We start from the raw sequence: 25,868 nt of genomic DNA on the forward strand, positions 1-25,868 counted from the left end.
GTCCACGGTAGGCCCCACGGCACCGTCAGCCAATCTGGTTATCCACAGGCCATGTGGACGAGCGACCAGATGCTGTGGAGAACCTGCCAGAACCTGTGCACGGACCAGGGGACAGCACTGTGGACAAAATCATGTCGAACTCATCATGCAGCCTCTGACCTGCATGTTTTCCATCCACTGGCTGTGGGGGAGAAAAACTTTCCCGACCGGGCCAAGATCAGAACAAACGGCGCACACCCTGGCCGCCACCCCAGCCCGATGTAATAACCCCAGGGCGATTGCATCTCTTACCTGTGGAAGATTACATTGAGCGCATGACACAGGCCCCCGCGACACCGAAGGCGCTCCGGCGACGCCATGACCGAGAGATCATCGCACTCGCCGTCCCCGCCTTCGCGGCCCTGGTCGCCGAGCCGCTCTTCCTGATGGCGGACAGTGCCATCGTCGGCCATCTCGGCACCTCCCAGCTCGCGGGGCTCGCCATCGCGGCGGCCCTTCTGATGACCGCCGTGAGCGTCTTCGTCTTCCTCGCCTACGCCACCACGGCGGCCGTGTCCCGGCGCGTCGGCGCGGGCGACCTCCCGGCCGCCATCCGGCAGGGAATGGACGGCATCTGGCTGGCGATCATCCTCGGCGCGGCCCTGGTCGCCGTCACCCTGCCCGCCACCCCCTGGCTCGTCGACGTCTTCGGGGCCTCCGACACCGCGACCCCGTACGCCGTCACCTATCTGCGGATCTCCAGCCTCGGCATCCCCGCCATGCTGATCGTGTTCGCCGCCACAGGAGTGCTGCGCGGCCTCCAGGACACCCGGACCCCGCTCTATGTCGCCGTCGGCGGCTTCACCGCCAACGCGCTCCTCAACGTGGGACTCGTCTACGGCGCCGGTCTGGGCGTCGCCGGTTCCGCCTGGGGCACGGTCATCGCCCAGTACGCCATGGCCGTCGCCTATCTGGTCGTGGTCGTCCGCGGCGCCCGTAAGCATCACGCGTCACTGCGCCCCGACGCGGCCGGCATACGGGCCAGCGCCCAGGCCGGCGTCCCCCTGCTGGTCCGGACCCTCTCCCTGCGCGCCGTCATGCTGATCGCGACCGCGGTCGCGGCCCGGATGGGAGACGCGGAGGTGGCCGCCCACCAGATCGTCCTCTCCCTGTGGGGCCTGATGGCGTTCGCCCTGGACGCGATCGCCATCGCGGGGCAGGCGATCATCGGCCGCCATCTGGGTGCCGGCGACACCACCGGAGCCCGTCAGGTCTGCCGCCGCATGGTCCAGTGGGGCATCGCGTCCGGAGTGGTCTTCGGCCTGCTGCTGGTGGCCCTCAGACCGCTGCTCATCCCGGTCTTCACCGGGGACTCGGCGGTCCATGACACCCTGCTGCCCGCCCTGCTGGTGGTCGCTCTCACCCAGCCCGTCGCCGGAGTGGTCTTCGTGCTCGACGGTGTGCTGATGGGAGCCGGGGACGGCCCCTATCTCGCCTGGGCGATGCTGCTGACCCTGGCGGTCTTCACACCCGTGGCACTGCTCGTCCCGGCCCTCGGAGGCGGACTCACGGCCCTCTGGTGGTGCATGGGGCTGATGATGGCCGTCCGGATGGCCACGCTGTGGCACCGGACCCGCTCCGGCCGCTGGATCGTCACCGGCGCCACCCGCTGAGCGATACGCACGGCTCGCCGCTCCTCCGCCGCGAGCGCCCGATGTTCGTTTCACGTGAAACACCGCCGCCCTGTTTCACGTGAAACCACGGGACCGTGTTTCACGTGAAACAGAGCCGGCAGACGAAAGGGCCGCACCCATCGGGTGCGGCCCTTCCTACAACTCAGTCATACGCGGCACTCAGGCGGCGATGACCTCGATGCCGAGCTTCGCGGCAACCTCGGGGTGCAGACGCACAGACACCTGGTGCGAGCCCAGGGTCTTGATCGGCGCACCGAGCTCGACACGACGCTTGTCGACCTCCGGGCCACCCGCGGACTTGATCGCCGTGGCGATGTCGGCCGGGGTGACGGAGCCGAAGAGACGGCCGGCGTCGCCGGAGCGAACAGCCAGACGAACCTTGACACCCTCGAGCTTGGCCTTGACCTCGTTGGCCTGCTCGATGGTCGCAATCTCGTGGATCTTGCGGGCGCGGCGGATCTGCGCCACGTCCTTCTCGCCACCCTTGGTCCAGCGGATCGCGAAACCACGCGGGACCAGGTAGTTGCGAGCGTAGCCGTCCTTGACGTCGACTACGTCGCCGGCGGCACCGAGGCCGGTGACCTCGTGAGTGAGGATGATCTTCATGATTCGGTCACCCTCCCTTAGCGCGCGGTGGACGTGTAGGGCAGCAGCGCCATCTCACGGCTGTTCTTCACGGCCGTGGCGACGTCACGCTGATGCTGCGTGCAGTTGCCGGTAACGCGGCGGGCACGGATCTTGCCGCGGTCGGAAATGAACTTCCGCAGCATGTTCGTGTCCTTGTAGTCCACGTACACGGTCTTGTCCTTGCAGAACGCGCAGACCTTTTTCTTTGGCTTGCGCACAGGCGGCTTCGCCATGGTGTTTCTCCTGTGTGATCAAGAAGTGGGGGTACGAGCACCCCAGGGAGTGATCCCTAGAAGGGGGGCTCGTCCGAGTAGCCGCCGCCGGAAGAACCGGCCGAGCCGCCGGAGCTTCCGCCCCAGCTGCCTCCGCCGCCGCCCTGCTGCTGACCGCCGGCCGGAGCACTGGTGGCCCACGGGTCGTCGGCGGGAGCACCGCCGCCGGCCTGCTGGCCGCCACCGGAGCCGCCGCCCCAGTTGCCTCCGCCGCCGCCCTGCTGCTGACCGCCGCCGAAGCCACCCTGGCCACCGCGACCTGTGGTCTTGGTGACCTTGGCCGTGGCGTTCTTGAGGCTGGGGCCGACTTCCTCGACGTCCAGCTCGTAGACCGTGCGCTTGACGCCCTCGCGGTCCTCGTAGGACCGCTGCTTGAGCCGGCCCTGCACGACGACACGCATGCCGCGCTGGAGCGACTCGGCGACGTTCTCCGCCGCCTGACGCCAGACCGAGCAGGTCAGGAAGAGGCTTTCGCCGTCCTTCCACTCATTGGTCTGGCGGTCGAAGGTGCGGGGAGTGGACGCGACGCGGAACTTCGCGACCGCCGCACCGGACGGGGTGAAGCGCAGCTCGGGGTCGTCGACAAGATTGCCGACGACCGTGATGACGGTCTCGCCTGCCATGGGTGAACCTCTCGGCGGGATTGCTTCTGGCTGCTTGCTGCTACTCGAAACCCGATGTCCTCTGAGCCGAAGCTCAGTGGGTCTCGGGGCGGAGGACCTTGGTCCGGAGGACCGACTCGTTCAGGTTCATCTGGCGGTCGAGCTCCTTGACGACCGCAGGCTCGGCCTGCAGGTCGATGACCGAGTAGATGCCCTCGGGCTTCTTCTTGATCTCGTAAGAGAGACGACGACGGCCCCAGGTGTCGACCTTCTCCACCTTTCCGTTGCCCTCACGGACGACGGAGAGGAAGTTCTCGATCAGCGGGGAGACAGCGCGCTCCTCGAGATCGGGGTCGAGGATGACCATCACCTCGTAGTGACGCATGTGGAACCCACCTCCTTTGGACTCAGCGGCCACGGTCGTTCCGTGGCAGGAGGGTCGTGATGCGTAGCAAGGGTGTCCGAGTGAATCAGCCGCCACTGACAGCGGCGGGCGATCGGCTCCCGCCCGGGCTCTCGCGCGGGACAGGGGCCGGTTCCGGGCTTTCGCCAGGACAGACACCAGTGCAGACCGTACAGAGTACCCGGAGAGGTGCTTCCGGTTGAAATCCGGAGCCCGGGGGGCACAATCTGTACACATCGGGTGTGCGCGGCGCTACGATGCGCGGCGCTCCGGCAACGCCAGGAGGTGCCACATGGCACAGGCAGTGCGACGTCAGACCTCCCTCTTCGCCACGGACGGCAAGCCCCACCCCGTCCAGGACACCCTGGTCGCGGTGACGCTGGTACTGGGCGTCATCGCGTTCGTCTCGGCGATGTTCCACCATCTGCATCTGCTCAGCTCGTGGACCGGGCTGATCGGAATCCTGACCGGCGCGTACGGCCAGTTCATCTCGGTGACGACCCGCGAACGGACGGCTCTGATCGTCGGTCTGGGCGCTTCGGCGTTCGGCTTCTTCCTCGGGATGGCCCACGGAGGACTCTTCGGCGGGCTCTTCTGACCGACCGCGAGGGCAGAGCGGCCATTTGGGGCGCTCCTCGGGCCCAGTAGGCTTCGGCGCGAGAGCCGGAGCCCCTGACCCATGGGGACACACCTGCCGAGGAGCGCCCCGCATGAGCCTGACCCTGAGGACCATCAGCCGAGAGCAGCATCTGGCGTACATCCAGTCCCTGCCATCGGCCAGTCACTGCCAGGTCCCGGCGTGGGCTGATGTGAAGACGGAATGGCGCTCGGAGAATCTGGGCTGGTTCGACAAGACCGGCCGACTCGTCGGCGCGGGACTGGTGCTCTACCGCCAGCTGCCCAAGATCAAGAGGTACCTCGCCTATCTGCCCGAGGGGCCGGTGATCAACTGGTACGCGCCCAATCTGGACGACTGGCTGCAGCCCATGCTCGCCCATCTGAAGCAGCAGGGCGCCTTCTCCGTGAAGATGGGCCCGCCGGTGGTGATCCGCCGCTGGGACGCGCCCGCGATCAAGTCGGGCATCCAGGACCCGGACGTGAAGCGACTGCGGGACGTCGAGGCGACGCACATCGAGCCGCGCGCCTTCGAGGTGGCCGACCGGCTGCGGAAGATGGGCTGGCAGCAGGGCGAGGACGGCGGCGCCGGCTTCGGCGACGTCCAGCCCCGCTACGTGTACCAGGTGCCGCTGGCCAACCGGTCGCTCGACGATGTCCTCAAGGGCTTCAACCAGCTGTGGCGCCGCAACATCAAGAAGGCCGAGAAGGCCGGCGTCGAGGTCGTCCAGGGCGGCTACCACGACCTTGAGGAGTGGCAGCGGCTCTACGAGATCACGGCGATCCGCGACCGCTTCCGGCCCCGGCCGCTCTCGTACTTCCAGCGCATGTGGTCGGTCCTCAACACCGAGGATCCCAACCGGATGCGGCTGTACTTCGCGCGCCACAACGGTGTGAACCTGTCGGCCGCGACGATGCTCGTCGTCGGCGGGCACGTCTGGTACTCGTACGGGGCGTCCGACAACATCGGGCGCGAGGTCCGCCCCTCCAACGCGATGCAGTGGCGGATGCTCCGCGACGCGTACGCCATGGGCGCGACCTGCTACGACCTGCGCGGCATCAGCGACTCGCTCGACGAGACCGACCATCTCTTCGGTCTGATCCAGTTCAAGGTCGGCACGGGCGGGGAAGCCGTCGAGTACGTGGGCGAGTGGGACTTCCCGCTCAACAAGCTGCTCCACAAGGCGCTCGACATGTATATGTCGCGCCGCTGACGGAACGCTCGGACGCTCCGGCGCCGCCGTGCGCGCCCGTACGCCGATGGGCGACGGGCTGCTGACGCCGCCGTCGCCCACGCCGTAACCTCGTAGATCCCGTAACCCCTCTCCTCCACACCGCAGCCATCAGAAAGGTCCCGGGCCGGCCATGGCGCTCTCCCTGTACGTCGACACCACGCGCTGGCGGGCGCACCAGAAGTCTGTGATCGATTCCTTCCCCGGCGTGGTGCCGGTCTGCAAGGGCAACGGTTACGGCTTCGGCCACGAGCGGCTCTCGGAAGAGGCCTCCCGCTTCGGCTCGGACATGCTGGCCGTGGGGACCACCTACGAAGCCGCCCGGATCAAGGACTGGTTCAGCGGCGATCTGCTCGTCCTGACGCCCTTCCGCCGGGGCGAGGAGCCGGTGCCGCTGCCGGACCGGGTGGTCCGCTCCGTCTCCTCCGTGGATGGGGTGCACGCCCTGGTGGGCGCGCGGGTCGTCATCGAGTGCATGAGCTCGATGAAGCGGCACGGGGTCTCCGAGCAGGATCTGGCCCAGCTGACGGGCGCGATCGACGATGTGCGGCTGGAGGGCTTCGCGATCCATCTGCCGCTGGACCGCACGGACGGCTCCGACGCGGTCGAGGAGGTCATCGGCTGGATGGACCGGCTGCGGGCCGCCCGGCTGCCGCTGCACACCATGTTCGTCAGCCATCTGCGCGCCGAGGAGCAGGCGCGGCTCCAGCAGCAGTTCCCGCAGACCCGCTTCCGCGCCCGTATCGGCACCCGGCTGTGGCTCGGCGACCACGACGCCACCGAGTACCGCGGGGCCGTGCTCGATGTGACCCGGGTCTCCAAGGGGGACCGCTTCGGCTACCGCCAGCAGAAGGCCGCCTCCGACGGCTGGCTGGTCGTCGTCGCCGGCGGCACCTCGCACGGGGTGGGCCTGGAGGCCCCCAAGGCGCTGCACGGCGTGATGCCGCGCGCCAAGGGCGTCGCCCGCGCCGGGCTGGCGACCGTCAACCGCAATCTCTCGCCGTTCGTGTGGGCGGGCAAGCAGCGCTGGTTCGCCGAGCCGCCGCACATGCAGGTCTCGATCCTGTTCGTGCCCTCGGACGCGCAGGAGCCGAGGGTCGGCGACGAGCTGGTGGCGCATCTGCGCCACACCACGACCCAGTTCGACCGGCTGGTCGAGCGCTAGGCGCTAGCGCTCGGCGGCGTCCCGGGAACGCTCTTCGGCGGATTCCCGGGGCGGGGCGCCCCAGTCGGTCCTGGGCACATCGGCCGGGAGCTCCGGCGAGTCGTCCGTCCGTGTCAGCACGAAGACGTCGTCGGCCCCGTCGAGCACTCCGCCCGACGGATCGTCCGAGCCGTCCTGACGTACGCCGTCCCGGTCCGGCCTGAGGATGTCGCGCACCACCACCGCGCACAGGTACAGCGTGCCCAGCAGATGCAGGGCGACCGCCACGTGGTAGCCCTCGGCCGGCAGCCCCTGGTGCTTCTCCCCGGTGGTGTACGCGAGGTACAGCCAGATCCCGAGGAAGTACATGACCTCGCAGGCCTGCCAGATCAGGAAGTCGCGCCAGCGGGGGCGGGCCAGCGCCGCGAGCGGCACGAGCCACAGGACGTACTGCGGCGAGTAGACCTTGTTGGTGAGGATGAACGCGGCGACGATCAGAAACGCCAGCTGGGCGAAGCGTGGCCGCCGCGGGGCGTACAGCGTGAGGGCCGCCATGCCCACGAAGATCAGCACCATCAGCAGCATGGCGTAGTTGTTCGCCGCCTCCGGCTCGATCGCCGCGCCCGTGCGCTGCTTGATGATCAGCCACAGGGATCCGAAGTCGACCTGGCGCTCCTGGCTGAAGGTGTAGAACTTCCGCCAGCCCTCCGGGGCCCCGATCATCACCGGCAGATTCACGACCAGCCAGGTGCTCGCCGCGGCGAAGGAGGCCGTGGCGAACTCGCGCCACTTCCCGGCCCGCCAGCAGAGCAGGAGGAGCGGGGCGAGCAGGAGGGCCGGATAGAGCTTGGCGGCGGTCGCCAGACCGATGAGGACGCCGAAGGCGACCGCCCTGCCCCGGGACCACATCAGCATCGCGGCGGCGGTGAGCGCCACGGCCAGCAGGTCCCAGTTGATGGTGGCGGTGAGCGCGAAGGCGGGGGCGAGGGCCACCAGGAGCGCGTCCCAGGGGCGGTGGCGGTGGGTGCGGGTGACGCAGACGGCGACGACCGCCGCGCAGATCATCAGCATGCCCGAGTTGATCATCCAGTACGTCTGCTGCTGCTCCTGGATCGAGCCGCCGGACAGGTCGAGCCAGGACGCCACCTGCATGAACAGCCCGGTGAGCACGGGGTACTCGAGGTAGCTCATATCGCCGGGGAGCCGGTCGAAGTACGGGATGAGCCCCTCCGAGAAGCCGCGCCCGATGTAGAGGTGCGGGATGTCGGAGTAGCAGGCGTGGGTGTACTGCGAGTTCGCGCCGCGGAACCAGGCCCAGTTGTAGCAGGGCAGCTTCTGGACCATGCCCAGCGCGAACGTGCCGAGGGCGACCAGCACCACGACGCGTACGGGCGTGAGATAGCCGCTCGGGCCGCGCAGGGCCCAGCGGCCGGCCGGTCCGCCGATCAGCTCGCTGCCGGCCGCCGCGACGGAGTCCCGCCGGGTGGGCCGTACATCCGGCCGGTCCTGGTACACGCTCGTCTCTTCTGGCCTGGGCATGGTGCTCATCCTGCCGTACGGACGGGAGGACGCCACGAGGGCCGCCGGATCCGGTGCGCGCGATCTGCCGGTCGAGCACAGACCGGGTCCGCCGGATCCGGCGGCCCTCGATTCCCGGCCGGAGCCGGGTGGGGCGGGCGGGGGCGCTAATCCCCGTCGGATCCCGCCAGGAGACCTCCGCCGGCGTCGGCGGCGCCCTGGTTCCCGGCGTTGCCGCCGTTGCCGTTCTCCCCGGCGCCGCCCTGGTTGCCCGCGTTGCCGTTCTCCCCGGCGCCGCCCTGGTTCCCGGCGTTGCCGTTCTCCCCGGCGCCGCCTTCGTTCCCGGCGTTGCCGCCGTTGCCGTTCTCGCCCGAGCCGCCCTCGTTCGCGGCGCCGCCCGGCTGTCCTCCCTCGCTTCCGCCGTCCTCGCCGCAGTCCCAGTCCTGCCAGGGATTGCACGTCTGGGACGGGGTCTGGGACGGAGTCTGCGACGGCGTCTTCGACGGGGTCTGGGACGGAGTCTGCGACGGCGTCTGGGACGGGGTCTGGGACGGAGTCTGCGACGGCGTGAAGGAGGGCGTCGGGGCGGGGCTGCTGGCTCCGCCGCCCCAGAATTCGCTGCCGATGGGCTCCGCCTTCGGGAACTTCTTCACCGGTTCGCCCTTGAGCGCGTCCGACATGTACAGCTGCCAGATCTCGGACGGGAACGAGGAGCCGTGGATCTTCTCCTGGCCGCCCGTGCCGAACATCTTGAGGAAGCCCCGGTTGGCGTTCTTCTCGTTGTCGTCCAGCCGGTACATGTCGATGGCCGTGGACAGCTGGGGGGTGTAGCCGACGAACCAGGCCGACTTGTTCCCGTCGGTCGTGCCGGTCTTGCCGGCGACCTGGCGGCCCGGGAGCCGCGCGTTGCGGCCGGTGCCCTTCTTGTCCTCGACGACGTCCCTGAGCACATCGGTCACATTGTTCGCGATGTTCGCGGTGAACGCGCCGACGGGCTCGTCCTTGTGCTGGAAGATCGTCTTGCCGCTCTTCTTGACGTACTTCACCGAGTACGGCTCCCGGCGCTCCCCCTCGGCGGCGAACGTTCCGTACGAGCTGGCCATGCGGATGGCGCTCGGGGTGGAGATGCCGATCGAGAACGACGGCACGTTCGACTTGTCGAGCGACTCGGGGAGCAGGCCCGCGTCCTCGGCCGCCCGGCGGACCTCGGGGATGCCGACGTCCATGCCCAGCTGCACAAAGGGTGAGTTGGCCGAGACGATCATGGACTCCCGCAGGTTGATGTCGGTGTACGACTTGTCACCGTCATTGACCTGGAAGAGCTCCTCGCCCTTCTCGTTGCGCCAGATCTCACCGTTGTACTTCTTGATCCTGAGCTTGTTCTTGCCGTTGTACACGGTCTTGTCGGGGTTGATCTGGGTCCGCTGCTCCATCGACTGCTCGCTGCCGAGCCGCGGGTCGCGGACGCCGTCGCGCATGGCCGCGGCCAGGACGTACGGCTTGAAGGTCGACCCGACCTGGGCGCCGGTGGTGTTGGCGTTGTTGGTGAAGTGCTTGGTCGCGTCCTCACCGCCGTAGATCGCGACGATCTTGCCGGTCGCGGGCTCCACCGAGGCGCCGCCGAACTGGACGTGGGTGTCCTTCTTCGGCCGCTTCTTGGGGTCGATGTTCTCCTTGCGGACCTTGGTGACCGCCGCCTCGAGCTTCCTGACCTTCTCCTTGTTGAAGGTCGTGTGGATCTCGTGCCCGCCCTGGGCGAGTTCGGTGGCGTCTATGCCGCGGGTGTTCTTGGCGAGGAAGTTCGCCTTGGCCAGGTCGACCAGATAGCCGATCTGCCCGCCGAGCTTCGCGCCCTTGCGCACCGGATCGGGCATGGGGAACCCGTCCGCGACGAACGCGTCCCGCTTCGCGGCGTCCAGATGCCCGTCCTTGACCATCTCGTCGAGGATCCAGCGCCAGCGGTCCTCCGCCCGCTTCCCGTTCTTCTCCTTGGTCGCGGCCGGGTTCAGATCGGTCGCGCCGGCCGGGTCGTACCAGGTGGCGCCCTTCAGCAGCGAGGCGAGAACGGCGCACTCGCTGGCGTTCAGCTTCTGCGCGTCCTTGCCGTAGTACGTACGGGAGGCGGCCTGTATGCCGTACGCGCCGCGCCCGTAGTACGAGGTGTTCAGATAGCCGGCCATGATATCGCGCTTCTTCACATTGCTGTCGATCTTGATGGAGATGAACAGCTCTTTGAATTTGCGGCTCAGGGTCTGCGACTGGTCGCCGAGGCGGGCGTTCTTCACATACTGCTGGGTGATGGTGGAGCCGCCCTGGGTCTCCTGGCCCTTGGCCATGTTCAGCAGGGCCCGGCTGATGCCCCTCGGGTCGATGCCCGAGTCGTCCCAGAAGGTCTTGTTCTCCGCCGAGATCACGGCGTTCTGCATGTCCTTGGGGATCTGGCTGAGCCCGATGTTCTGCCGGTTGATCTCACCGCCGGTGGCGGCCATCTGGGTGCCGTCGTCCCAGTAGTAGACGTTGTTCTCGGCCTCCGCCGTCTTGTCGGGGTCGGGCACCCCGACCATCGCGTAGGCGATGGTGGCGGCGGTCATCAGACTGCCCAGGAAGCCCAGGCAGATTCCGGTGACGAGCTTCCACGACGGCATCCAGCGACGCCAGCCGTATTTGTCGTGGCGCGGATAGTCGATCAGGCGCTTCTTGCCGGGGCGCCCGCCCCGCCCCTCGTGGCCGCCGCCGCCACCGCCGCCACCGCGACGGCCGCCGCCGCGGCCGCCATGACCGGCGCCGGCGCCCGCGCCCGCGTCGACTCTGCGGCGGCCGCCGCGCTGGGCGGCGCGGCGGGCCTCCGCCCGGCCGCTGTAGGGCCGATCCTCACTGTGTGACACGGAACCATGCCCCGTGCCGGTCTCTCTGGGCTGGGCTGCGCGGCGGCCGGAGGGCTGCTGGGCGGCGCGTCTGGCAGCCGCACGCCCGCCACCTTGCGGCTGCGGCGGTTTGCGACGGTGCTCGCTCATCGAACGACTACTCCTCGGGCAGGCGAGACGCCTGGAAGCGGCAGGTGTGGTCCAGTCTCCCCGCCGTGGTCGCGGCCGGGCCCGTGAGGGGCCGCGTCCGCGCTATGTCCACGACCGTGACGCTCTCTGGCGTCCTGGGGTTCCCGGCGGTCTGCATCCGCACAGACTACGCAGGCTCGAAACTCTCCCAGGTCAGAAGTTCACCCCAAATCAGGCAAGTTACTCACCGTGAATCGACGATGTGACGCCGTTCACCATGGCCCCCCTTGTCGCAGCAGGAACACGGGCCTATCGTGCTGATGTATCGAGTCGATACATCAGCACGACATAAGCGGCTGAGACGGCGAAGGAGGGCGACGGTGAGCAGACGCTCCGGCATCCTTGAGTTCGCCGTGCTCGGACTGCTCCGCGAAGCCCCGATGCACGGGTATGAGCTGCGGAAACGGCTCAATACCTCGCTGGGAATCTTCCGGGCCTTCAGTTACGGGACCCTCTACCCCTGCCTCAAGACGCTGGTCGCCAACGGCTGGTTGATCGAGGAACCGGGCAACGCTCCCGAGGACGCCCTCGCGGCATCGCTCGCAGGGCGCCGAGCCAAGATCGTCTACCGGTTGACGGCTGAGGGAAAAGAACACTTCGAGGAGTTGCTCTCGCACACCGGTCCGGACAGCTGGGAGGACGAGCACTTCGCGGCTCGGTTCGCCTTCTTCGGACAGACGGAGCGCGAGGTACGGATGCGGGTGCTGGAAGGCCGGCGCAGCCGGCTGGAGGAGCGTCTGGAGAAGATGCGCGCCTCCCTGGCCCGCACCCGGGAGCGCCTCGACGACTACACCCTTGAGCTTCAGCGGCACGGCATGGAATCCGTGGAGCGCGAAGTGCGCTGGCTGAACGAGCTCATCGAGAGCGAGCGGGCGGGGCGGGATCAGCGACACTCCGCCACCGACGGCTCCGCTCAGCAGCAGGACAGCACATCTGGGCCGTCGGGCGGCCTGCCCCGGCACAGGGGCGCCGGGACCGCCGGGGGCACTGCCCCCGGGCCCGCCGCCCCGCCGGATCCGTCCGACGGCCCAGCAAACTGAAGCCCCGCGGTCCGCAGGGTTTCATCCGAGATCACACAGGGAGCAACCGGAATGGGTTCGGTTCGCGTAGCCATCGTCGGCGTGGGCAACTGCGCCGCCTCGCTGGTGCAGGGCGTCGAGTACTACAAGGACGCCGACCCGGACGGCAAGGTGCCGGGTCTGATGCACGTCCAGTTCGGCGACTATCACGTCCGTGACGTCGAGTTCGTGGCCGCCTTCGACGTCGACGCCAAGAAGGTCGGGCTCGACCTCTCGGACGCCATCGGCGCCAGCGAGAACAACACCATCAAGATCTGCGATGTGCCGAACGCCGGTGTCACCGTGCAGCGCGGTCACACCCTCGACGGTCTGGGCAAGTACTACCGCGAGACCATTGAGGAGTCTCCTGAGGCTCCGGTCGACATCGTCCAGATCCTCAAGGACAAGCAGGTGGACGTTCTGGTCTGCTACCTGCCGGTCGGTTCCGAGGACGCCGCGAAGTTCTACGCGCAGTGCGCCATCGACGCCAAGGTCGCCTTCGTCAACGCTCTGCCGGTCTTCATCGCCGGCACCAAGGAGTGGGCGGACAAGTTCACCGAGGCGGGCGTCCCGATCGTCGGCGACGACATCAAGTCTCAGGTCGGCGCCACGATCACGCACCGTGTGATGGCGAAGCTCTTCGAGGACCGGGGCGTCGTCCTGGACCGCACGATGCAGCTGAACGTCGGCGGCAACATGGACTTCAAGAACATGCTGGAGCGGGACCGGCTGGAGTCCAAGAAGATCTCCAAGACGCAGGCCGTCACCTCGCAGATCCCCGACCGTGACATGGGCGAGAAGAACGTCCACATCGGTCCGTCGGACTACGTGGCGTGGCTGGACGACCGCAAGTGGGCGTACGTCCGCCTCGAGGGCCGCGCCTTCGGCGATGTCCCGCTGAACCTGGAGTACAAGCTCGAGGTCTGGGACTCCCCGAACTCCGCGGGCGTCATCATCGACGCCGTCCGCGCGGCGAAGATCGCCAAGGACCGCGGCGTCGGCGGCCCGATCCTCTCGGCGTCGTCGTACTTCATGAAGTCCCCGCCGGTCCAGTACTTCGACGACGAGGCTCGCGACCAGGTCGAGAAGTTCATCAAGGGCGAGGTCGAGCGCTAAAGCCTCTCGACGGCGCCGGGCCTCCCGGCGTTCGGTCGATCGGCCGCGGAGGGTCCCCGGGTTGTTCACCCGGGGACCCTCCGCGTATGTGACGCTTGACCGCATGCCCGTCGTAGGTGATCTTCGCGTACTCCTGCGCCTGACCGACTTCCGCCGACTGCTGGCGGTCCGGCTCCTCTCCCAATCGGCCGATGGCGTCTATCAGGTCGCACTCGCCACCTATGTGGTGTTCTCCCCGGAGAAGCAGACCTCTCCCGCAGCCATCGCCTCCGCCATGGCCGTCCTGCTGCTCCCGTACTCCGTGGTCGGCCCCTTCGCCGGAGTGCTGCTGGACCGCTGGCAGCGCCGGCAGGTCTTCCTCTACGGGAATCTGCTGCGCGCCGTCCTCGCGATCGGCACCGCGCTGCTGATCATCGCCTCCGTTCCCGACTGGCTCTTCTACGCCTCGGCCCTCTCCGTCACCGCGGTCAACCGCTTCGTCCTGGCGGGTCTGTCGGCCGCGCTGCCCCGGGTCGTCGACCAGGAGCGGCTCGTCATGGCCAACTCCCTCTCGCCGACGGCCGGCACCCTGGCCGCCACCGCGGGCGGCGGGCTGGCCTTCGTGGTGCGGCTGGTGTCGGAGGACTCCGACGCCGCGGTCGTTCTGCTCGGCGCCGCGCTCTATCTGTGCTCGGCGCTGGCCTCGCTCAGAATGGACCGCCGGCTGCTCGGGCCCGACACGCAGACGGCACAGCCCCGGCTGACCGCCGCCGTCGCCTCCACCGTGCGCGGTATGGCGGGCGGGCTGAGGCATCTGGCCGAACGGCCGGCGGCGGCCCGGGTCCTGGTCGCGATGACCCTGATGCGCTTCAACTACGGGGCCCTGCTGGTGATGGTCCTGATGCTCTGCCGCTACGCCTGGTACGAGCGGGAGCAGGACGGGCTCGCGCTGCTCGGGCTGGCCGTCGCGGTCTCCGGGGCCGGATTCTTCGCGGCGGCCGTGGTGACTCCCTGGGCCATCGGCCGGTTCGGCCGCTATGGCTGGCTGGTGGTCTGCGCGGGATCGGCGGCGATTCTGGAACCGGCCCTGGGGCTGCCGTTCGCGCCCGGGCCGATGCTGATCGCCGCCTTCGTCCTGGGGTTCATCACCCAAGGATCGAAGATCACCACCGACACGGTCGTCCAGACCTCGGTGGACGACGACTACCGGGGGCGGATCTTCTCCCTCTATGACGTGCTCTTCAATGTGGCCTTCGTCGGGGCGGCCGGGGTGGCGGCGCTGATCCTGCCTCCCGACGGGCGCTCGGCGCAGCTGGTCGTGGCGGTGGCGCTGATCTACGCGGGGATCGCCGTCACCATGGCCCGATGGCGGCGGACCGACGGAGTGCGCTGACGGACGAGGGGCGATGTTTCACGTGAAACATCGCCCCTCATGCCGTTTCTCTCGCGATGTTTCACGTGAAACATCGCGGCGTCTCCCGCCGGCGGATCACTCCGCGCTCTGAGCGGCCCACCATTCCTTGAGCGCCGCGATCGCCGCGTCCTGCTCCAGGGGGCCCTTCTCCAGACGCAGCTCCAGCAGGAAGGCGTACGCCTGGCCGACCACCGGGCCGGGCCGGACGCCGAGGATCTCCTGGATCTGGTTGCCGTCCAGATCGGGCCGGATGGCGTCCAGCTCCTCCTGGTCCTTCAGCTGGGCGATCCGCTCCTCCAGCCCGTCGTAGGCCCGGGAGAGCGCGCTCGCCTTGCGCTTGTTGCGGGTGGTGCAGTCCGAGCGGGTCAGCTTGTGGAGCCGGGTCAGCAGCGGGCCGGCGTCCCGTACATAGCGGCGCACGGCCGAGTCGGTCCACTCGCCGGTCCCGTAGCCGTGGAACCGCAGATGCAGCTCCACCAGCCGTGAGACGTCCTTGACCAGCTCGTTGGAGTACTTCAGCTCGATCATGCGCTTCTTGGTCATCTTCGCGCCCACCACCTCGTGGTGGTGGAAGGAGACCCGTCCGTCGCTCTCGAAGCGCCGTGTCCTCGGCTTGCCGATGTCATGGAGGAGCGCGGCCAGCCGCAGCACCAGGTCCGGGCCGTCCTCCTCCAGATCGATGGCCTGCTCCAGCACGGTCAGGGAGTGCTCGTACACATCCTTGTGCCGGTGGTGCTCATCGCTCTCCAGCCGCAGCGCGGGCAGCTCCGGCATCACCTGGGCGGCGAGGCCGGAGTCGACCAGCAGCGCCAGACCCTTGCGGGGGTGCGCGGAGAGGATCAGCTTGTTCAGCTCCTCCCGCACCCGTTCGGCGGAGACGATCTCGATCCGGTCGGCCATGTCCTTCAGGGCCGCGACCACGTCGGGCGCCACCTCGAAGTCCAGCTGGGCGGCGAACCGGGCGGCCCGCATCATGCGCAGCGGGTCGTCGGAGAAGGACTCCTCCGGGGTGCCGGGCGTCCGCAGCACCCGGGCGGCGAGATCCTCCAGGCCCTGGTGCGGATCGATGAACTCCTTCTCCGGCAGGGCCACGGCCATCGCGTTCACCGTGAAGTCACGGCGGACGAGATCCTCCTCGATGGAGTCGCCGTAGGAGACCTCGGGCTTGCGCGAGGTCCTGTCGTACGCCTCCGAGCGGTAGGTGGTGACCTCGATCTGGTAGCCGCTCTTCTGGGCGCCGACCGTGCCGAAGGCGATACCGACGTCCCACACCGAATCCGACCATGGGCGGATGATCTTCAAAACGTCCTCGGGGCGGGCATCCGTGGTGAAGTCCAGATCATTGCCGAGCCGGCCGAGGAGGGCGTCTCGCACCGATCCGCCGACCAGGGCGAGGCTGAACCCCGCCTCCTGGAATCGGCGCGCGAGATCATCGGCCACGGGTGCTACACGGAGTAGTTCCATGACCGCGCGGCGTTGCACCTGGCTCAGTGCGGTGGGGCTGTCTTCATTGGCGTTCGGCACAACAGAAGAGGGTACGTGGCCCACAGGCCGCGGTGTCCCTCTTTATCGGCAGCCCCGCGACCGCCCGGCGGCCCGCCCCGCCCCGCGCGCCGGTGAGCACCCCGGGGCCGTCCGCGATCTTGTGGGGCGGTCCGCGGCACTTCGGCGCGCCGCACCTCGTTACCATGCGTGGACGCAATATGCGACAGCGACCAACGGCATCAGACGACGAGGGACGGACGTGCGCGTGGCCGAGGCGGCAGATTTCCAGGAGACGCCCCCCTCTCCTGCCCGCCGGCGGCTGCGCGGTACAGCCTCCGTGATCGTCGGCCTGCCGCTGCTGGCCGGGCTGCTCGGCGGTCCGGCCGCCGCTTCGGCCCAGGCCGCCCCCAAGGCCCCCTCGGGCTCGCACACGGTGGATGTGTCGCTGAACACAGTCGCCCCGTCCGCCCCGGTGAAGGGCGACAAGCTCACGGTCTCGGGCACGGTGGTCAACAAGAGCCGGCAGCCGGTCGCCGACGCGGAGGTCGATCTGCGGGTCGGTCCGCGGCTCATCGGCAGGACCGGCATCGACCGGGCCGCCGAGCGGACCGGCTACAGCTCCGCCGCCGACGGCGCGCCCGTCGGCGACGAGTTCACCGTGAAGCTGCCCAAGCTCGCCCCCGGCATCAGCCGGGACTTCTCGCTCACCGTCCCGGTCTCCGAGCTGAATCTCGGCGAGGACGGCGTCTATCAGCTCGGGGTCTCCCTCTCGGGCCGGACCCCGGGGGCGCGGTACGGGGATGTGCTGGGCATCGAGCGGACCTTCCTCCCCTGGCAGCCCGAGGCTCTGGAGAAGCCGGAGAAGACCCGTCTCACCTATCTCTGGCCGTTGATCTCCTCGACGCACCTCACCTCGGAGACCCGCTCGGACAAAGAGCAGAGCCCCGTGCTGGAGGACGAGTCGCTCGCGGCCGAGCTGGCTCCGGAGGGCAGGCTGGGGCAGATGGTCTCCCTCGGGCGCGATCTGCCCGTCACCTGGGTGATCGACCCCGACCTGCTGTCCACCGTGAACGCCATGACGGGCGCGTACGAGGTGAAGCGGGGCGACGACACGGTCGCGGGCAAGAACCAGGACGTCGCCATGCGGTGGCTGAGCGATCTGCAGTCGGCGGTCAAGGGCCGCAAGGTGATCGCGCTGCCGTTCGCCGATCCCGACCTGGCCTCCCTGGCGCACCGGGGGAAGAACGTCCCCGGCTCGCTCGGCCATCTTCAGCAGGCCACCGAGGTCGCCGAGTCGACCGTGGAAACGATCATTCACGAGAAGCCGTCCACGGACTTCGCCTGGCCCGTGGAGGGCGCGATCGACTCCTCGATCGTGGACGTGGCCACCTCGGCGGGCGCGGACAAGGTGATCGCCCGGAGCGACAGCCTGCGGGACGATCTGAACTACACGGCCAGCGCGGCCCGCCCGATCGGCGGCGGGACGACGGCCGTGGTCGCCGACTCCCGGCTCTCCAAGGCCTTCCAGGGCTCCATGCTGAACAGCGGCGCCTCGACTCTCGCGATTCAGAAGTTCCTCGCGCAGACGCTGGCGGTCACGCTCCAGAACACCGATGAGCAGCGGAGCCTGGTCGTCGCCCCGCAGCGGATGCCGACCGTGTCCCAGGCGCAGTCGATGGCCCGTGCGCTGAGCGGTCTCAAGACCCAGCACTGGACCCAGCCGATGGATCTGATCGACGCCGCCGCGTTCGAGCCGGACGCCGGCGCGACCACCCGGGTGCCGTCGGCCGCGGAGTATCCGGACCGGCTCCGCCGGCAGGAGCTGCCGGTCCAGGCGTTCCAGGACATCCAGAGGACCCAGGAAGCGCTCGACAAGTTCACGGTCATCCTGACCCAGATGGACCGGGTGGAGACGCCCTTCGGCCGGGCCATCGACCGGGAGATGTCCACCTCGTGGCGCGGGCACCGCGCCGAGGCCCAGCAGTATCGCTCCAGCGTCCGGGAGAACCTCCAGGTCCTCACCGGAGAAGTGCAGCTGATCAAGAAGTCGCAGATCACCCTCTCGGGCCAGAGCGCCACCATCCCGATCACCGTGCAGAACCGGCTGGTGCAGGACGTCGACCATCTGGTTCTGCGGCTCAGCTCGGACAACGCCTCCCGCCTCAGCCTCGACGACAAGGGCATGGCGGAGCAGCCGATCAAGGTCAAGGGCGGTCACAGCCAGTCCGTGAAGTTCGACGCTCTGGCGCATGTCAACGGCCAGGTGCGGATGACGGCCCAGCTCTACACCGAGGACAACGAGCCCTACGGGCCCGAGATGCAGTTCACGGTCAAGGTCTCCGAGATCACCCCGACCGTGATGCTCGTGATCGCGGGAGGCGTGCTGCTGCTCGTCCTGGCGGGTGTGCGGATGTACACCCAGCGCAAGCGCGCCGCGGCCCAGGAGCAGGCGGCGAAGGACTCCGCTCCCGAAGACGGCGACTCCGGCGAGACCGACGCGGACGGCGCGGACGGCGAATCGGGCGAGAACGGCGAGGACGGCCCGCCGGCGGCGGAGGCCTCCCCGGAGGACGCCGACGGCCCGGATCACGGGCAGGCGAGTGACCCGAAGCCGGACACCGGACCGGAAAGCGGCAACCCATCGGGCCCGGGTGAGAAAGTGGACCGTTGAGCGATGTCGTGGCCGGCCGGCCCGGGACGATGAGGTGGGGTAGCAATGAACGCGCCGTACGACGGTGACCGCGGTCAGGGCGCGGGCACGGATCCCGCGGGCCAGGTTCCGCAGCAGCCTGCCCCCGATCCCGCCGCGCAGGAGGCGTACGCCCAGGATCCGTACGCCCAGAACCCGTACCCGCAGGATCCGCGGACCCACGACGCGTACCCCCAGGACGGCTACCACCAGGATGCGCAGGCGCACGGCGCGTATCCGCAGAGCGGCCATCCGCAGGAGGCGTACCCCCAGAACCCGAACGACCCGCACGCCCCGCACACCGAGGCTCACTACCCGCAGGATCCCTACCTCCAGGACGCCTACGCCCCGGATCCGTACCGGGCGCAGGATCTGTCCGCGCAGGACCCGGTGGCGGAGGCGCTCTACGACCGCGCCTCGCACCCGCCGCCGCCCCCCGGCACCTACGAGCAGCCGCCGCCGCTGTACCAGCAGCCGCCCGCGTCGCAGTACGCCCCCGACCCCCGGGTCTGGGCGCAGACCCCGCCCCCCGAGCCCGAGGGCCCCTCCCGGCATCTGCCGTACGGCGACGACGCCAGGACCACCCAGTACACCGGCGTCGACGACCTGGTCACCCGGGCCGGCGAGCCGGAGCGGGGCCAGGAGCAGGGGCCGGACGCCTTCGCCCATCTCTTCCGGGACCAGCAGAGCGCGGTGCAGACCGCCCCCGCCCCGGTCACGGAGCCCGCTCCCGCGCCCCCGCCGCCGCCCAAGAGCTCCGGCGGCAAGGCCTCCAGCGTGCTGAAGTCCAGCGCCGTCATGGCGGCGGGCACGATCGTCTCCCGGATCACGGGCTTCCTGCGGACCCTGGTGATGGCCGCGGCCATCGGCGTCGGCACCCTGAACGACTCCTACCAGGTCGCCAATGTCCTGCCCACGATGATCTACGTGCTGGCCGGCGGCGGCGCCCTCAACGCGGTCTTCATCCCCCAGCTCGTCCGGGCCATGAAGAACGACGACGACGGCGGCGAGGGATACGCCAACCGTCTGCTGACCCTCGTCATCGTGGTGCTCGGCGGCGTCACCGCCGTCTGTGTGCTGGCCGCCCCGCTGCTCATCCGGATGCTGTCGGACCCGATCGCCTCCGACCCGCAGAAGATGGAGGTGGCCGTCACCTTCGCCCGCTACTGCATCCCGACGCTGTTCTTCATGGGCGTCCATGTGGTGCTCGGGCAGATCCTCAACGCCCGCGGCCGGTTCGGCGCGATGATGTGGACCCCGGTCCTCAGCAACATCGTCACCATCGCGACCTTCGCCGCCTTCATCTGGGCCTTCGGCGGCTTCACCGAGTCCGAGGTCACCGAGTCCACCATCACACCGGAGGGCGTGCGGCTGCTCGCCATCGGCACCCTGCTCGGCCTGGTCGTCCAGGCGCTGGCCATGCTCCCGTATCTGCGGGACGCGGGCTTCAAGATCCGGCTGCGGTTCGACTGGAAGGGCCAGGGCCTGGGCAAGGCCGTGGGGCTCGCGAAGTGGACCTTCTTCTTCGTGCTCGCCAACCAGCTCGGCATGATCGTGGTCACCCAGTTCGCCACCTGGGCCGGCTCGGAGGCCGCCAAGGACGGCGTCCAGGGCGCGGGCATCACCGCGTACAACTACGCGCTGCTGCTCTGGCAGATGCCCCAGGCCATCATCACGGTCTCGGTGATGACCGCCGTGCTCCCGAGGATCTCCCGCGCCGCCCACGACGGGGACCCCGCCGCGGTCCGCGACGACATCTCGTACGGGCTCCGCACCTCGGCCGTGGCGATCGTGCCCTGCGCCTTCGCCTTCCTCGCGCTGGGCCTCCCCATGGCGACCCTGCTCTACGCCAGCTCGGGAGAGGGCGCGCGGGGCATCGGATTCACTCTTATGGCCTTCGGCCTGGGCCTGATCCCGTACTCCGTGCAGTACGTGGTGCTCCGGGGCTTCTACGCCTACGAGGACACCCGGACGCCGTTCTACAACACCGTCATCGTCGCCGTGGTCAACGCGGCGACCGCCGTCGCCAGCTTCATGCTGCTGCCCGCCCGCTGGGCGGTCGTCGGCATGGCCGCCGGATACGGTCTCGCGTACATGGTCGGCGTGGGCGTCGCCTGGCGCAGGCTGAAGAAGCGGCTGGACGGCGATCTGGACGGCTCCCACATCATGCGCACCTACGCCCGCCTGTGCATCGCCGCCGTCCCCGCCGCGGCGCTCGGCGGCGCGGCCGCGTACGCCATCATGAACCTGCTGGGCAGCGGAGCCCTCGGGTCCCTCACCGCCCTCCTGGGCGGCGGAATCGTGCTCCTGGGCGTCTTCTTCGTCGCCGCGAAGCGGATGCGCATCGCGGAGCTGAACTCCATCGTCGGCATGGTGCGCGGCCGCCTCGGCCGCTAGCCCCCGAAAACCGCACAACCATCGTCCGCCGCTGTGTGTCGTGCATAGCAGCGGACTGTGGGCACAATTGGTTCGGCTGTTGGTTATGCGCAACGGATGGGGAGGCAGGAACGACGGTGGCGGAACGTAGCACGGCTGCCGTCGACGTGGCCGACAACAGCGGAGACGAACCGCTGGCCGCGCAGGCGGACAAGGCCACGACCGACGGGGCGGCTCAATCTCAGGACGCGGCGGGGAAGCCCACGCCGGACAAGGGCGGCGAGCGCAAGAGCGCCGAGTCCTCCATCGCCACGCCCGAGCTGCACAGCGGGCACAAGCTCGCCAGGCGCTACCGCCTCGAGGAGTGCATCACCCGTCTGGACGGTTTCAGCAGCTGGCGGGCGGTGGACGAGAAGCTGCGCCGCGCTGTCGGAGTGCATCTGCTCCCCGCCGACCACGCGCGGGCGCGTTCCGTGCTCGCCGCGGCCCGCTCCGCAGCCCTGCTGGGAGACCCCCGCTTCGTCCAGGTCCTCGACGCCGTCGAGGAGAACGATCTCGTCTACGTCGTCCACGAGTGGCTGCCGGACGCCACCGAGCTGACCACCCTGCTCTCCATGGGCCCCATGGAGCCGCACGCGGCGTACCAGCTCGTCGACCAGCTCGCGCAGGCCATGGCCGCGGCGCACCGCGAGGGCCTCGCCCATCTCAGGCTCACCCCCGGCGCCGTCCTGCGGACCTCCACCGGCCAGTACCGGATCCGCGGACTCGCCGTGAACGCCGCGCTGCGCGGCATCACCGCCGAGCGCCCTCAGCGCACCGACACCGAAGCGGTCGGCGCGCTGCTGTACGCCGCCCTGACCCAGCGCTGGCCCTACGAGAACGACGCCCACGGCCTCTCGGGGCTGCCCAAGGGCGTCGGGCTCCTCCCGCCGGACCAGGTGCGCGCGGGAGTCCACCGGGGCCTCGCCGAGCTGGCCATGCGCGCCCTGGTCAACGACGGCGCCACCGCCTCCCGGCAGGAGCCGCCCTGCACCACTCCGGACGAGCTGGCCAAGGCGATCGCCGCGATGCCGCGCATCCGCCCGCCGGAGCCCACCTTCGCCGCGCCGCCCGACTACCAGCGGACGACCTACCAGCAGGGCAGCTACGGCCGCTCGGCGATCCGGCCCGGCCTCGCGGCCACCCAGCCGGTCCCCGCCCCTCCCGCGCCGCTGGAGACCCGTGCCGGCAAGGTGCTGAAGTGGGGAGTGGCGGCCCTGCTGATCGCCGCTCTCGGGCTCGGCAGCTGGCAGGTCGCCAACGAACTGATCCAGCGGGGCCGGGACCGCGTGGACGACCCCGGCACCTCCCAGGTGGACGACAAGAAGAACGCCGGCAAGGACACGGCGGCCGGATCCGGCAAGCCGGTCGCCATCGTCGGCGCCGTCGACTTCGACCCGCTGGGCCAGCCCCCCTCGGAGAAGCCCGCCGAGATAGTGAACAGCTACGACGGCGACCCCGGCACGTCCTGGAGCACCAACTGGTACGCCAGCCCGGACTTCGGCCGGCTCAAGGACGGTCTCGGCATCATCCTCGACCTCGGCAAGGTCCAGCAGGTCGGCAAGGTCGACGTGACCTTCATGGGCGGAACCACCTCCGTGGAGCTGCGCACGGCGCCCGAGTCCGCCCTGTCCCGGCCGACGACCTCGGCCGGATTCGACAAGGTCGCCGAAGGATCCGGGACGAATGTCGCTCTCAAGCCCGGCAAGCCGGTGCGGTCGCGGTACGTTCTGGTCTGGCTGACGGATCTCCCGCCGTCGAGTCCCGGCAAATTCCAGGGCCAGGTCGCGGAGATCAAGATCACCAGCTGACGGCAGCAGGGGAGGGGGCTCACCGTTGGACGAAACGCGCCGCGACACCAGCGACCATGATCTGCTGGGCCGCCATGTGGCGGGGGACCCCCACGCCTTCGGCGAGCTGGTCCGGCGCCACCGCGACCGGCTCTGGGCCGTCGCCCTGCGCACTCTGGGCGACCGCGAGGAGGCCGCGGACGCGGTCCAGGACGCGCTGGTCTCCGCCTTCCGGGCCGCCCACACCTTCCGCGGACAGTCCGCCGTCACCACCTGGCTGCACCGGATCACCGTGAACGCCTGTCTCGACCGGGCCCGCAAGGCCGCCTCGCGCAGAACCCAGCCCGTCGACGACACCGAACGCCTGGAGCGGCTCCTGGAGCCCCATGAGTCGGCCGAGGCGCCGGCCGAGCGCCAGGACCTCAATCGCGAGCTGCTGGCCGCGCTGGCCAAGCTTCCCCCCGACCAGCGCGCCGCGCTGATCCTGGTGGACATGCAGGGCTATCCGGTCGCGGAGGCCGCCCGGATCCTGGAGGTGCCGACCGGGACCGTCAAGAGCCGCTGCGCGCGCGGGCGGGCCCGATTGTTGCCTATGCTCACCCATCTGCGCGGTGACCCCGGGGATAGGAGCCGATCCGACGGGGGAAGGAACCGGACGCCGGGGGATTCCGTCCCACCGGCATCGGGACAAAGGGACGCGGGGCCGAATGACCCTGCCGGTGCGAAGGGCGGAGGTGGGCGCGCATGACATCCACGGCCGACATGACTCAGCACCCGGACGTCTCGGAGATCTCCGATCTCGCCGAAGGGCTGCTGCCGCCCTCCCGGAGCGCCGATGTGGAGCGGCACCTCGACGCCTGCGCGCTCTGCGCCGATGTCCGGACCTCCCTGGAGGAGATCCGGGGACTGCTCGGAACGCTCCCCGGGAACACCCGGATGCCGGTGGACATCGCCGAACGCATCGATGCGGCTCTGGCGGCCGAGGCGCTGCTGGACTCGACCGCACCCGACGACACCGCGCATGTTTCACGTGAAACAACGCCCATCGTCCAGCAGCGCGAGCCCAGCGGCTCGTCCGCCCGCCCCGCGGGACAGGCCCGAGGGGCGACCGGCCCCGGACGGAAGCGCCGGTCCCGCCGCGCCGTCGCGGTGCTGGGCGCCGCCTTCACAGTGGCGGCCCTCTGGGTGAGCGCGCTGTTCCTCCAGACGCTGAACAGCGACAACGCCGACAAGAGCGCCATGCGGGACCAGGGCGCGCAGGCGGCGAGCGCCCCCTCGGACTACGCCGACCCCGGCCTGGACGAGCGGGTCAGGTCCCTCCTCACCGCGGACTCCGCCCGGTACGGGGAGAAGGCCGAGGGCGCCAGGACCTTCGGCACCGAGAACGAGGCCCCGACCTCCCGGATGAAGAGCGCGCCGACGGCGCCGCCCTGTGTCCAGCGGGGCACCGGCCGGACCGACACCCCGATCGCGGTCGAGTACGGCTCGTACAACGGCGCGAACGCCTATCTGGTGGTCTTCCCGAACCCGGCGGACGACCTGCGGGTCCAGGTCTATGTGGTCGACGCGGAGTGCGCTGATTCCGCCCCCTCGTCCACCGGGAAACTGCTCCTCAAGGACGACTACTCCCGTCGCTGAGACGTTCCACCGCGCTGTGCTGCGCTCGCGGGAATGCGAGCCCCTTAGGATCCGTTGGGTGGGGTGAGAGTCATTGACTCGGCCCAGTAGACAGCAGCGCAGTCTTCAGAGACGAGGAATCAACCCGTGAGCGACGTCCGTAACGTGATCATCATCGGCTCCGGGCCGGCCGGCTACACGGCGGCGCTCTACACCGCGCGCGCATCACTGCAGCCGCTGGTGTTCGAGGGAGCCGTCACCGCCGGCGGTGCCCTGATGAACACGACCGATGTGGAGAACTTCCCCGGCTTCCGCGACGGCATCATGGGTCCGGACCTCATGGACAACATGCGCGCCCAGGCCGAGCGCTTCGGTGCGGAGCTGATCCCGGACGACATCGTCTCGGTCGACCTCACGGGCGACATCAAGACGGTGACGGACACGGCGGGCACCGTCCACCGGGCCAAGGCCGTCATCGTCACGACCGGCTCGCAGCACCGCAAGCTCGGTCTGCCCAATGAGGACGCGCTCTCCGGCCGTGGCGTCTCCTGGTGCGCGACCTGCGACGGGTTCTTCTTCAAGGACCAGGACATCGCCGTGATCGGCGGCGGTGACACCGCGATGGAGGAAGCGACCTTCCTCTCCCGGTTCGCCAAGTCGGTCACCATCGTGCACCGCCGTGACACCCTGCGCGCCTCGAAGGCCATGCAGGACCGGGCCTTCGCCGACCCGAAGATCTCCTTCGCCTGGGACAGCGAGGTCGCCGAGATCCACGGCGACCAGAAGCTGTCCGCCCTGACGCTGCGGAACACCAAGACGGGTGAGACCTCCGAGCTGGCGGCCACCGGTCTGTTCATCGCCGTCGGGCACGACCCCCGGACGGAGCTGTTCAAGGGCCAGCTGGACCTGGACGACGAGGGCTATCTGAAGGTCGAGGCGCCGTCGACGCGCACCAACCTGACCGGTGTCTTCGCCGCGGGCGATGTGGTCGACCACACCTACCGTCAGGCCATCACCGCCGCTGGCACCGGATGCTCCGCCGCACTGGACGCCGAGCGCTTCCTCGCCGCGCTCGCCGACAGCGAGAAGATCGCCGAGCCGGAGAAGACCCCCGCGGTCTGATCCTTGAGTTCCCCCCTTTCCCCGCTCCCCCCAAGACGTAAGGA

Annotated in this window: 20 protein-coding genes; 13 read left to right on the plus strand and 7 right to left on the minus strand. The window is 69.4% G+C overall.

What is annotated here, in order from left to right:
• The first annotated feature begins 314 nt into the window (after positions 1–314).
• Entirely contained in the window at positions 315–1,652 is a 1,338-nt protein-coding gene (locus ACF089_RS18205; protein WP_392027415.1) for an MATE family efflux transporter, read from the plus strand.
• Positions 1,653–1,832: 180 nt separating this feature from the next.
• Here ACF089_RS18205 and rplI read toward each other — a convergent pair whose 3' ends face one another.
• The 4 genes from rplI to rpsF all read right to left on the minus strand — a co-directional run bounded on the left by rplI (position 1,833) and on the right by rpsF (position 3,559).
• The gene (rplI, locus tag ACF089_RS18210) at positions 1,833–2,279 is read right to left on the minus strand and encodes a 50S ribosomal protein L9 (RefSeq protein WP_392027418.1); all 447 of its coding nucleotides are present in this window, start codon (positions 2,277–2,279) and stop codon (positions 1,833–1,835) included.
• Between the two features lie 17 nt (positions 2,280–2,296).
• Positions 2,297–2,533 carry a 30S ribosomal protein S18 gene (gene rpsR, locus ACF089_RS18215; RefSeq protein ID WP_003956534.1) on the minus strand — a complete coding sequence of 79 codons (237 nt, stop codon included), beginning with the start codon at positions 2,531–2,533 and terminating at the stop codon, positions 2,297–2,299.
• 56 nt (positions 2,534–2,589) lie between these two features.
• Positions 2,590–3,195: a single-stranded DNA-binding protein gene (locus ACF089_RS18220; protein WP_392027421.1), complete on the minus strand. Its 606-nt coding sequence runs from the start codon at positions 3,193–3,195 to the stop codon at positions 2,590–2,592.
• 73 nt (positions 3,196–3,268) lie between these two features.
• The gene (rpsF, locus tag ACF089_RS18225; RefSeq protein ID WP_006604399.1) at positions 3,269–3,559 is read right to left on the minus strand and encodes a 30S ribosomal protein S6; all 291 of its coding nucleotides are present in this window, start codon (positions 3,557–3,559) and stop codon (positions 3,269–3,271) included.
• 310 nt (positions 3,560–3,869) lie between these two features.
• Between rpsF and ACF089_RS18230 the strand changes: the two genes are divergently transcribed.
• The 3 genes from ACF089_RS18230 (at position 3,870) to ACF089_RS18240 (ending at position 6,589) form a co-directional block, all read left to right on the plus strand.
• Positions 3,870–4,175, plus strand: coding sequence for a hypothetical protein (locus ACF089_RS18230; RefSeq protein WP_392027425.1), 306 nt, complete (start codon positions 3,870–3,872; stop codon positions 4,173–4,175).
• 112 nt (positions 4,176–4,287) lie between these two features.
• The gene (locus ACF089_RS18235; RefSeq protein WP_392027427.1) at positions 4,288–5,406 is read left to right on the plus strand and encodes a lipid II:glycine glycyltransferase FemX; all 1,119 of its coding nucleotides are present in this window, start codon (positions 4,288–4,290) and stop codon (positions 5,404–5,406) included.
• Positions 5,407–5,557: 151 nt separating this feature from the next.
• Positions 5,558–6,589: an alanine racemase gene (locus tag ACF089_RS18240; RefSeq protein WP_392027430.1), complete on the plus strand. Its 1,032-nt coding sequence runs from the start codon at positions 5,558–5,560 to the stop codon at positions 6,587–6,589.
• A gap of 3 nt (positions 6,590–6,592) precedes the next feature.
• On the opposite strand, the gene ACF089_RS18245 is transcribed toward ACF089_RS18240, so the two are convergent.
• Both ACF089_RS18245 and ACF089_RS18250 read right to left on the minus strand, forming a co-directional pair.
• Positions 6,593–8,107, minus strand: coding sequence for a glycosyltransferase family 87 protein (locus ACF089_RS18245; protein WP_392027433.1), 1,515 nt, complete (start codon positions 8,105–8,107; stop codon positions 6,593–6,595).
• 146 nt (positions 8,108–8,253) lie between these two features.
• The gene (locus ACF089_RS18250; protein WP_392027436.1) at positions 8,254–11,100 is read right to left on the minus strand and encodes a transglycosylase domain-containing protein; all 2,847 of its coding nucleotides are present in this window, start codon (positions 11,098–11,100) and stop codon (positions 8,254–8,256) included.
• Positions 11,101–11,459: 359 nt separating this feature from the next.
• On the opposite strand from ACF089_RS18250, the gene ACF089_RS18255 reads away from it, so the two are divergent.
• The 3 genes from ACF089_RS18255 to ACF089_RS18265 all read left to right on the plus strand — a co-directional run bounded on the left by ACF089_RS18255 (position 11,460) and on the right by ACF089_RS18265 (position 14,685).
• Positions 11,460–12,179: a helix-turn-helix transcriptional regulator gene (locus ACF089_RS18255; RefSeq protein ID WP_392027439.1), complete on the plus strand. Its 720-nt coding sequence runs from the start codon at positions 11,460–11,462 to the stop codon at positions 12,177–12,179.
• Positions 12,180–12,230: 51 nt separating this feature from the next.
• Positions 12,231–13,313, plus strand: a complete 1,083-nt coding sequence (locus ACF089_RS18260) for an inositol-3-phosphate synthase (protein ID WP_392027441.1) — start codon at positions 12,231–12,233, stop codon at positions 13,311–13,313.
• Positions 13,314–13,416: 103 nt separating this feature from the next.
• Positions 13,417–14,685, plus strand: coding sequence for an MFS transporter (locus ACF089_RS18265; RefSeq protein WP_392027444.1), 1,269 nt, complete (start codon positions 13,417–13,419; stop codon positions 14,683–14,685).
• A 96-nt stretch (positions 14,686–14,781) separates the two neighbouring features.
• Here the strand turns inward: ACF089_RS18265 and ACF089_RS18270 are convergent, their stop codons facing one another.
• Positions 14,782–16,230, minus strand: a complete 1,449-nt coding sequence (locus tag ACF089_RS18270; RefSeq protein WP_392027446.1) for a CCA tRNA nucleotidyltransferase — start codon at positions 16,228–16,230, stop codon at positions 14,782–14,784.
• A gap of 226 nt (positions 16,231–16,456) precedes the next feature.
• Between ACF089_RS18270 and ACF089_RS18275 the strand changes: the two genes are divergently transcribed.
• The 6 genes from ACF089_RS18275 to trxB all read left to right on the plus strand — a co-directional run bounded on the left by ACF089_RS18275 (position 16,457) and on the right by trxB (position 25,824).
• Positions 16,457–18,862: a DUF6049 family protein gene (locus tag ACF089_RS18275; protein WP_392027448.1), complete on the plus strand. Its 2,406-nt coding sequence runs from the start codon at positions 16,457–16,459 to the stop codon at positions 18,860–18,862.
• A 45-nt stretch (positions 18,863–18,907) separates the two neighbouring features.
• Positions 18,908–21,277 carry a murein biosynthesis integral membrane protein MurJ gene (murJ, locus tag ACF089_RS18280; protein ID WP_392027450.1) on the plus strand — a complete coding sequence of 790 codons (2,370 nt, stop codon included), beginning with the start codon at positions 18,908–18,910 and terminating at the stop codon, positions 21,275–21,277.
• Positions 21,278–21,393: 116 nt separating this feature from the next.
• Entirely contained in the window at positions 21,394–23,106 is a 1,713-nt protein-coding gene (locus ACF089_RS18285) for a protein kinase family protein (protein ID WP_392027453.1), read from the plus strand.
• 25 nt (positions 23,107–23,131) lie between these two features.
• Positions 23,132–23,833, plus strand: a complete 702-nt coding sequence (sigM, locus tag ACF089_RS18290; RefSeq protein WP_392027456.1) for an RNA polymerase sigma factor SigM — start codon at positions 23,132–23,134, stop codon at positions 23,831–23,833.
• Positions 23,830–24,723 (plus strand): anti-sigma factor family protein, encoded by an 894-nt coding sequence (locus ACF089_RS18295; RefSeq protein WP_392027459.1) that lies wholly within the window; start codon positions 23,830–23,832, stop codon positions 24,721–24,723. Before sigM ends, ACF089_RS18295 begins: the two co-directional genes overlap by 4 nt.
• Before the next feature lie 126 nt (positions 24,724–24,849).
• Positions 24,850–25,824 carry a thioredoxin-disulfide reductase gene (trxB, locus tag ACF089_RS18300; RefSeq protein WP_392027461.1) on the plus strand — a complete coding sequence of 325 codons (975 nt, stop codon included), beginning with the start codon at positions 24,850–24,852 and terminating at the stop codon, positions 25,822–25,824.
• The last annotated feature ends 44 nt before the right edge of the window (positions 25,825–25,868 follow it).

Source organism: Streptomyces sp. NPDC014894 (assembly GCF_043080985.1).
Classification (GTDB): Bacteria; Actinomycetota; Actinomycetes; order Streptomycetales; family Streptomycetaceae; genus Streptomyces.

What these genes read in the sequence shown, in the direction of transcription:
- ACF089_RS18205 (WP_392027415.1), top strand. Translation starts at nt 315, where the DNA reads ATGACACAGGCCCCCGCGACACCGAAGGCGCTCCGGCGACGCCATGAC.
- rplI (WP_392027418.1), bottom strand. Translation starts at nt 2,279, where the DNA reads ATGAAGATCATCCTCACTCACGAGGTCACCGGCCTCGGTGCCGCCGGC.
- rpsR (WP_003956534.1), bottom strand. Translation starts at nt 2,533, where the DNA reads ATGGCGAAGCCGCCTGTGCGCAAGCCAAAGAAAAAGGTCTGCGCGTTC.
- ACF089_RS18220 (WP_392027421.1), bottom strand. Translation starts at nt 3,195, where the DNA reads ATGGCAGGCGAGACCGTCATCACGGTCGTCGGCAATCTTGTCGACGAC.
- rpsF (WP_006604399.1), bottom strand. Translation starts at nt 3,559, where the DNA reads ATGCGTCACTACGAGGTGATGGTCATCCTCGACCCCGATCTCGAGGAG.
- ACF089_RS18230 (WP_392027425.1), top strand. Translation starts at nt 3,870, where the DNA reads ATGGCACAGGCAGTGCGACGTCAGACCTCCCTCTTCGCCACGGACGGC.
- ACF089_RS18235 (WP_392027427.1), top strand. Translation starts at nt 4,288, where the DNA reads ATGAGCCTGACCCTGAGGACCATCAGCCGAGAGCAGCATCTGGCGTAC.
- ACF089_RS18240 (WP_392027430.1), top strand. Translation starts at nt 5,558, where the DNA reads ATGGCGCTCTCCCTGTACGTCGACACCACGCGCTGGCGGGCGCACCAG.
- ACF089_RS18245 (WP_392027433.1), bottom strand. Translation starts at nt 8,107, where the DNA reads ATGCCCAGGCCAGAAGAGACGAGCGTGTACCAGGACCGGCCGGATGTA.
- ACF089_RS18250 (WP_392027436.1), bottom strand. Translation starts at nt 11,100, where the DNA reads ATGAGCGAGCACCGTCGCAAACCGCCGCAGCCGCAAGGTGGCGGGCGT.
- ACF089_RS18260 (WP_392027441.1), top strand. Translation starts at nt 12,231, where the DNA reads ATGGGTTCGGTTCGCGTAGCCATCGTCGGCGTGGGCAACTGCGCCGCC.
- ACF089_RS18265 (WP_392027444.1), top strand. Translation starts at nt 13,417, where the DNA reads ATGCCCGTCGTAGGTGATCTTCGCGTACTCCTGCGCCTGACCGACTTC.
- murJ (WP_392027450.1), top strand. Translation starts at nt 18,908, where the DNA reads ATGAACGCGCCGTACGACGGTGACCGCGGTCAGGGCGCGGGCACGGAT.
- ACF089_RS18295 (WP_392027459.1), top strand. Translation starts at nt 23,830, where the DNA reads ATGACATCCACGGCCGACATGACTCAGCACCCGGACGTCTCGGAGATC.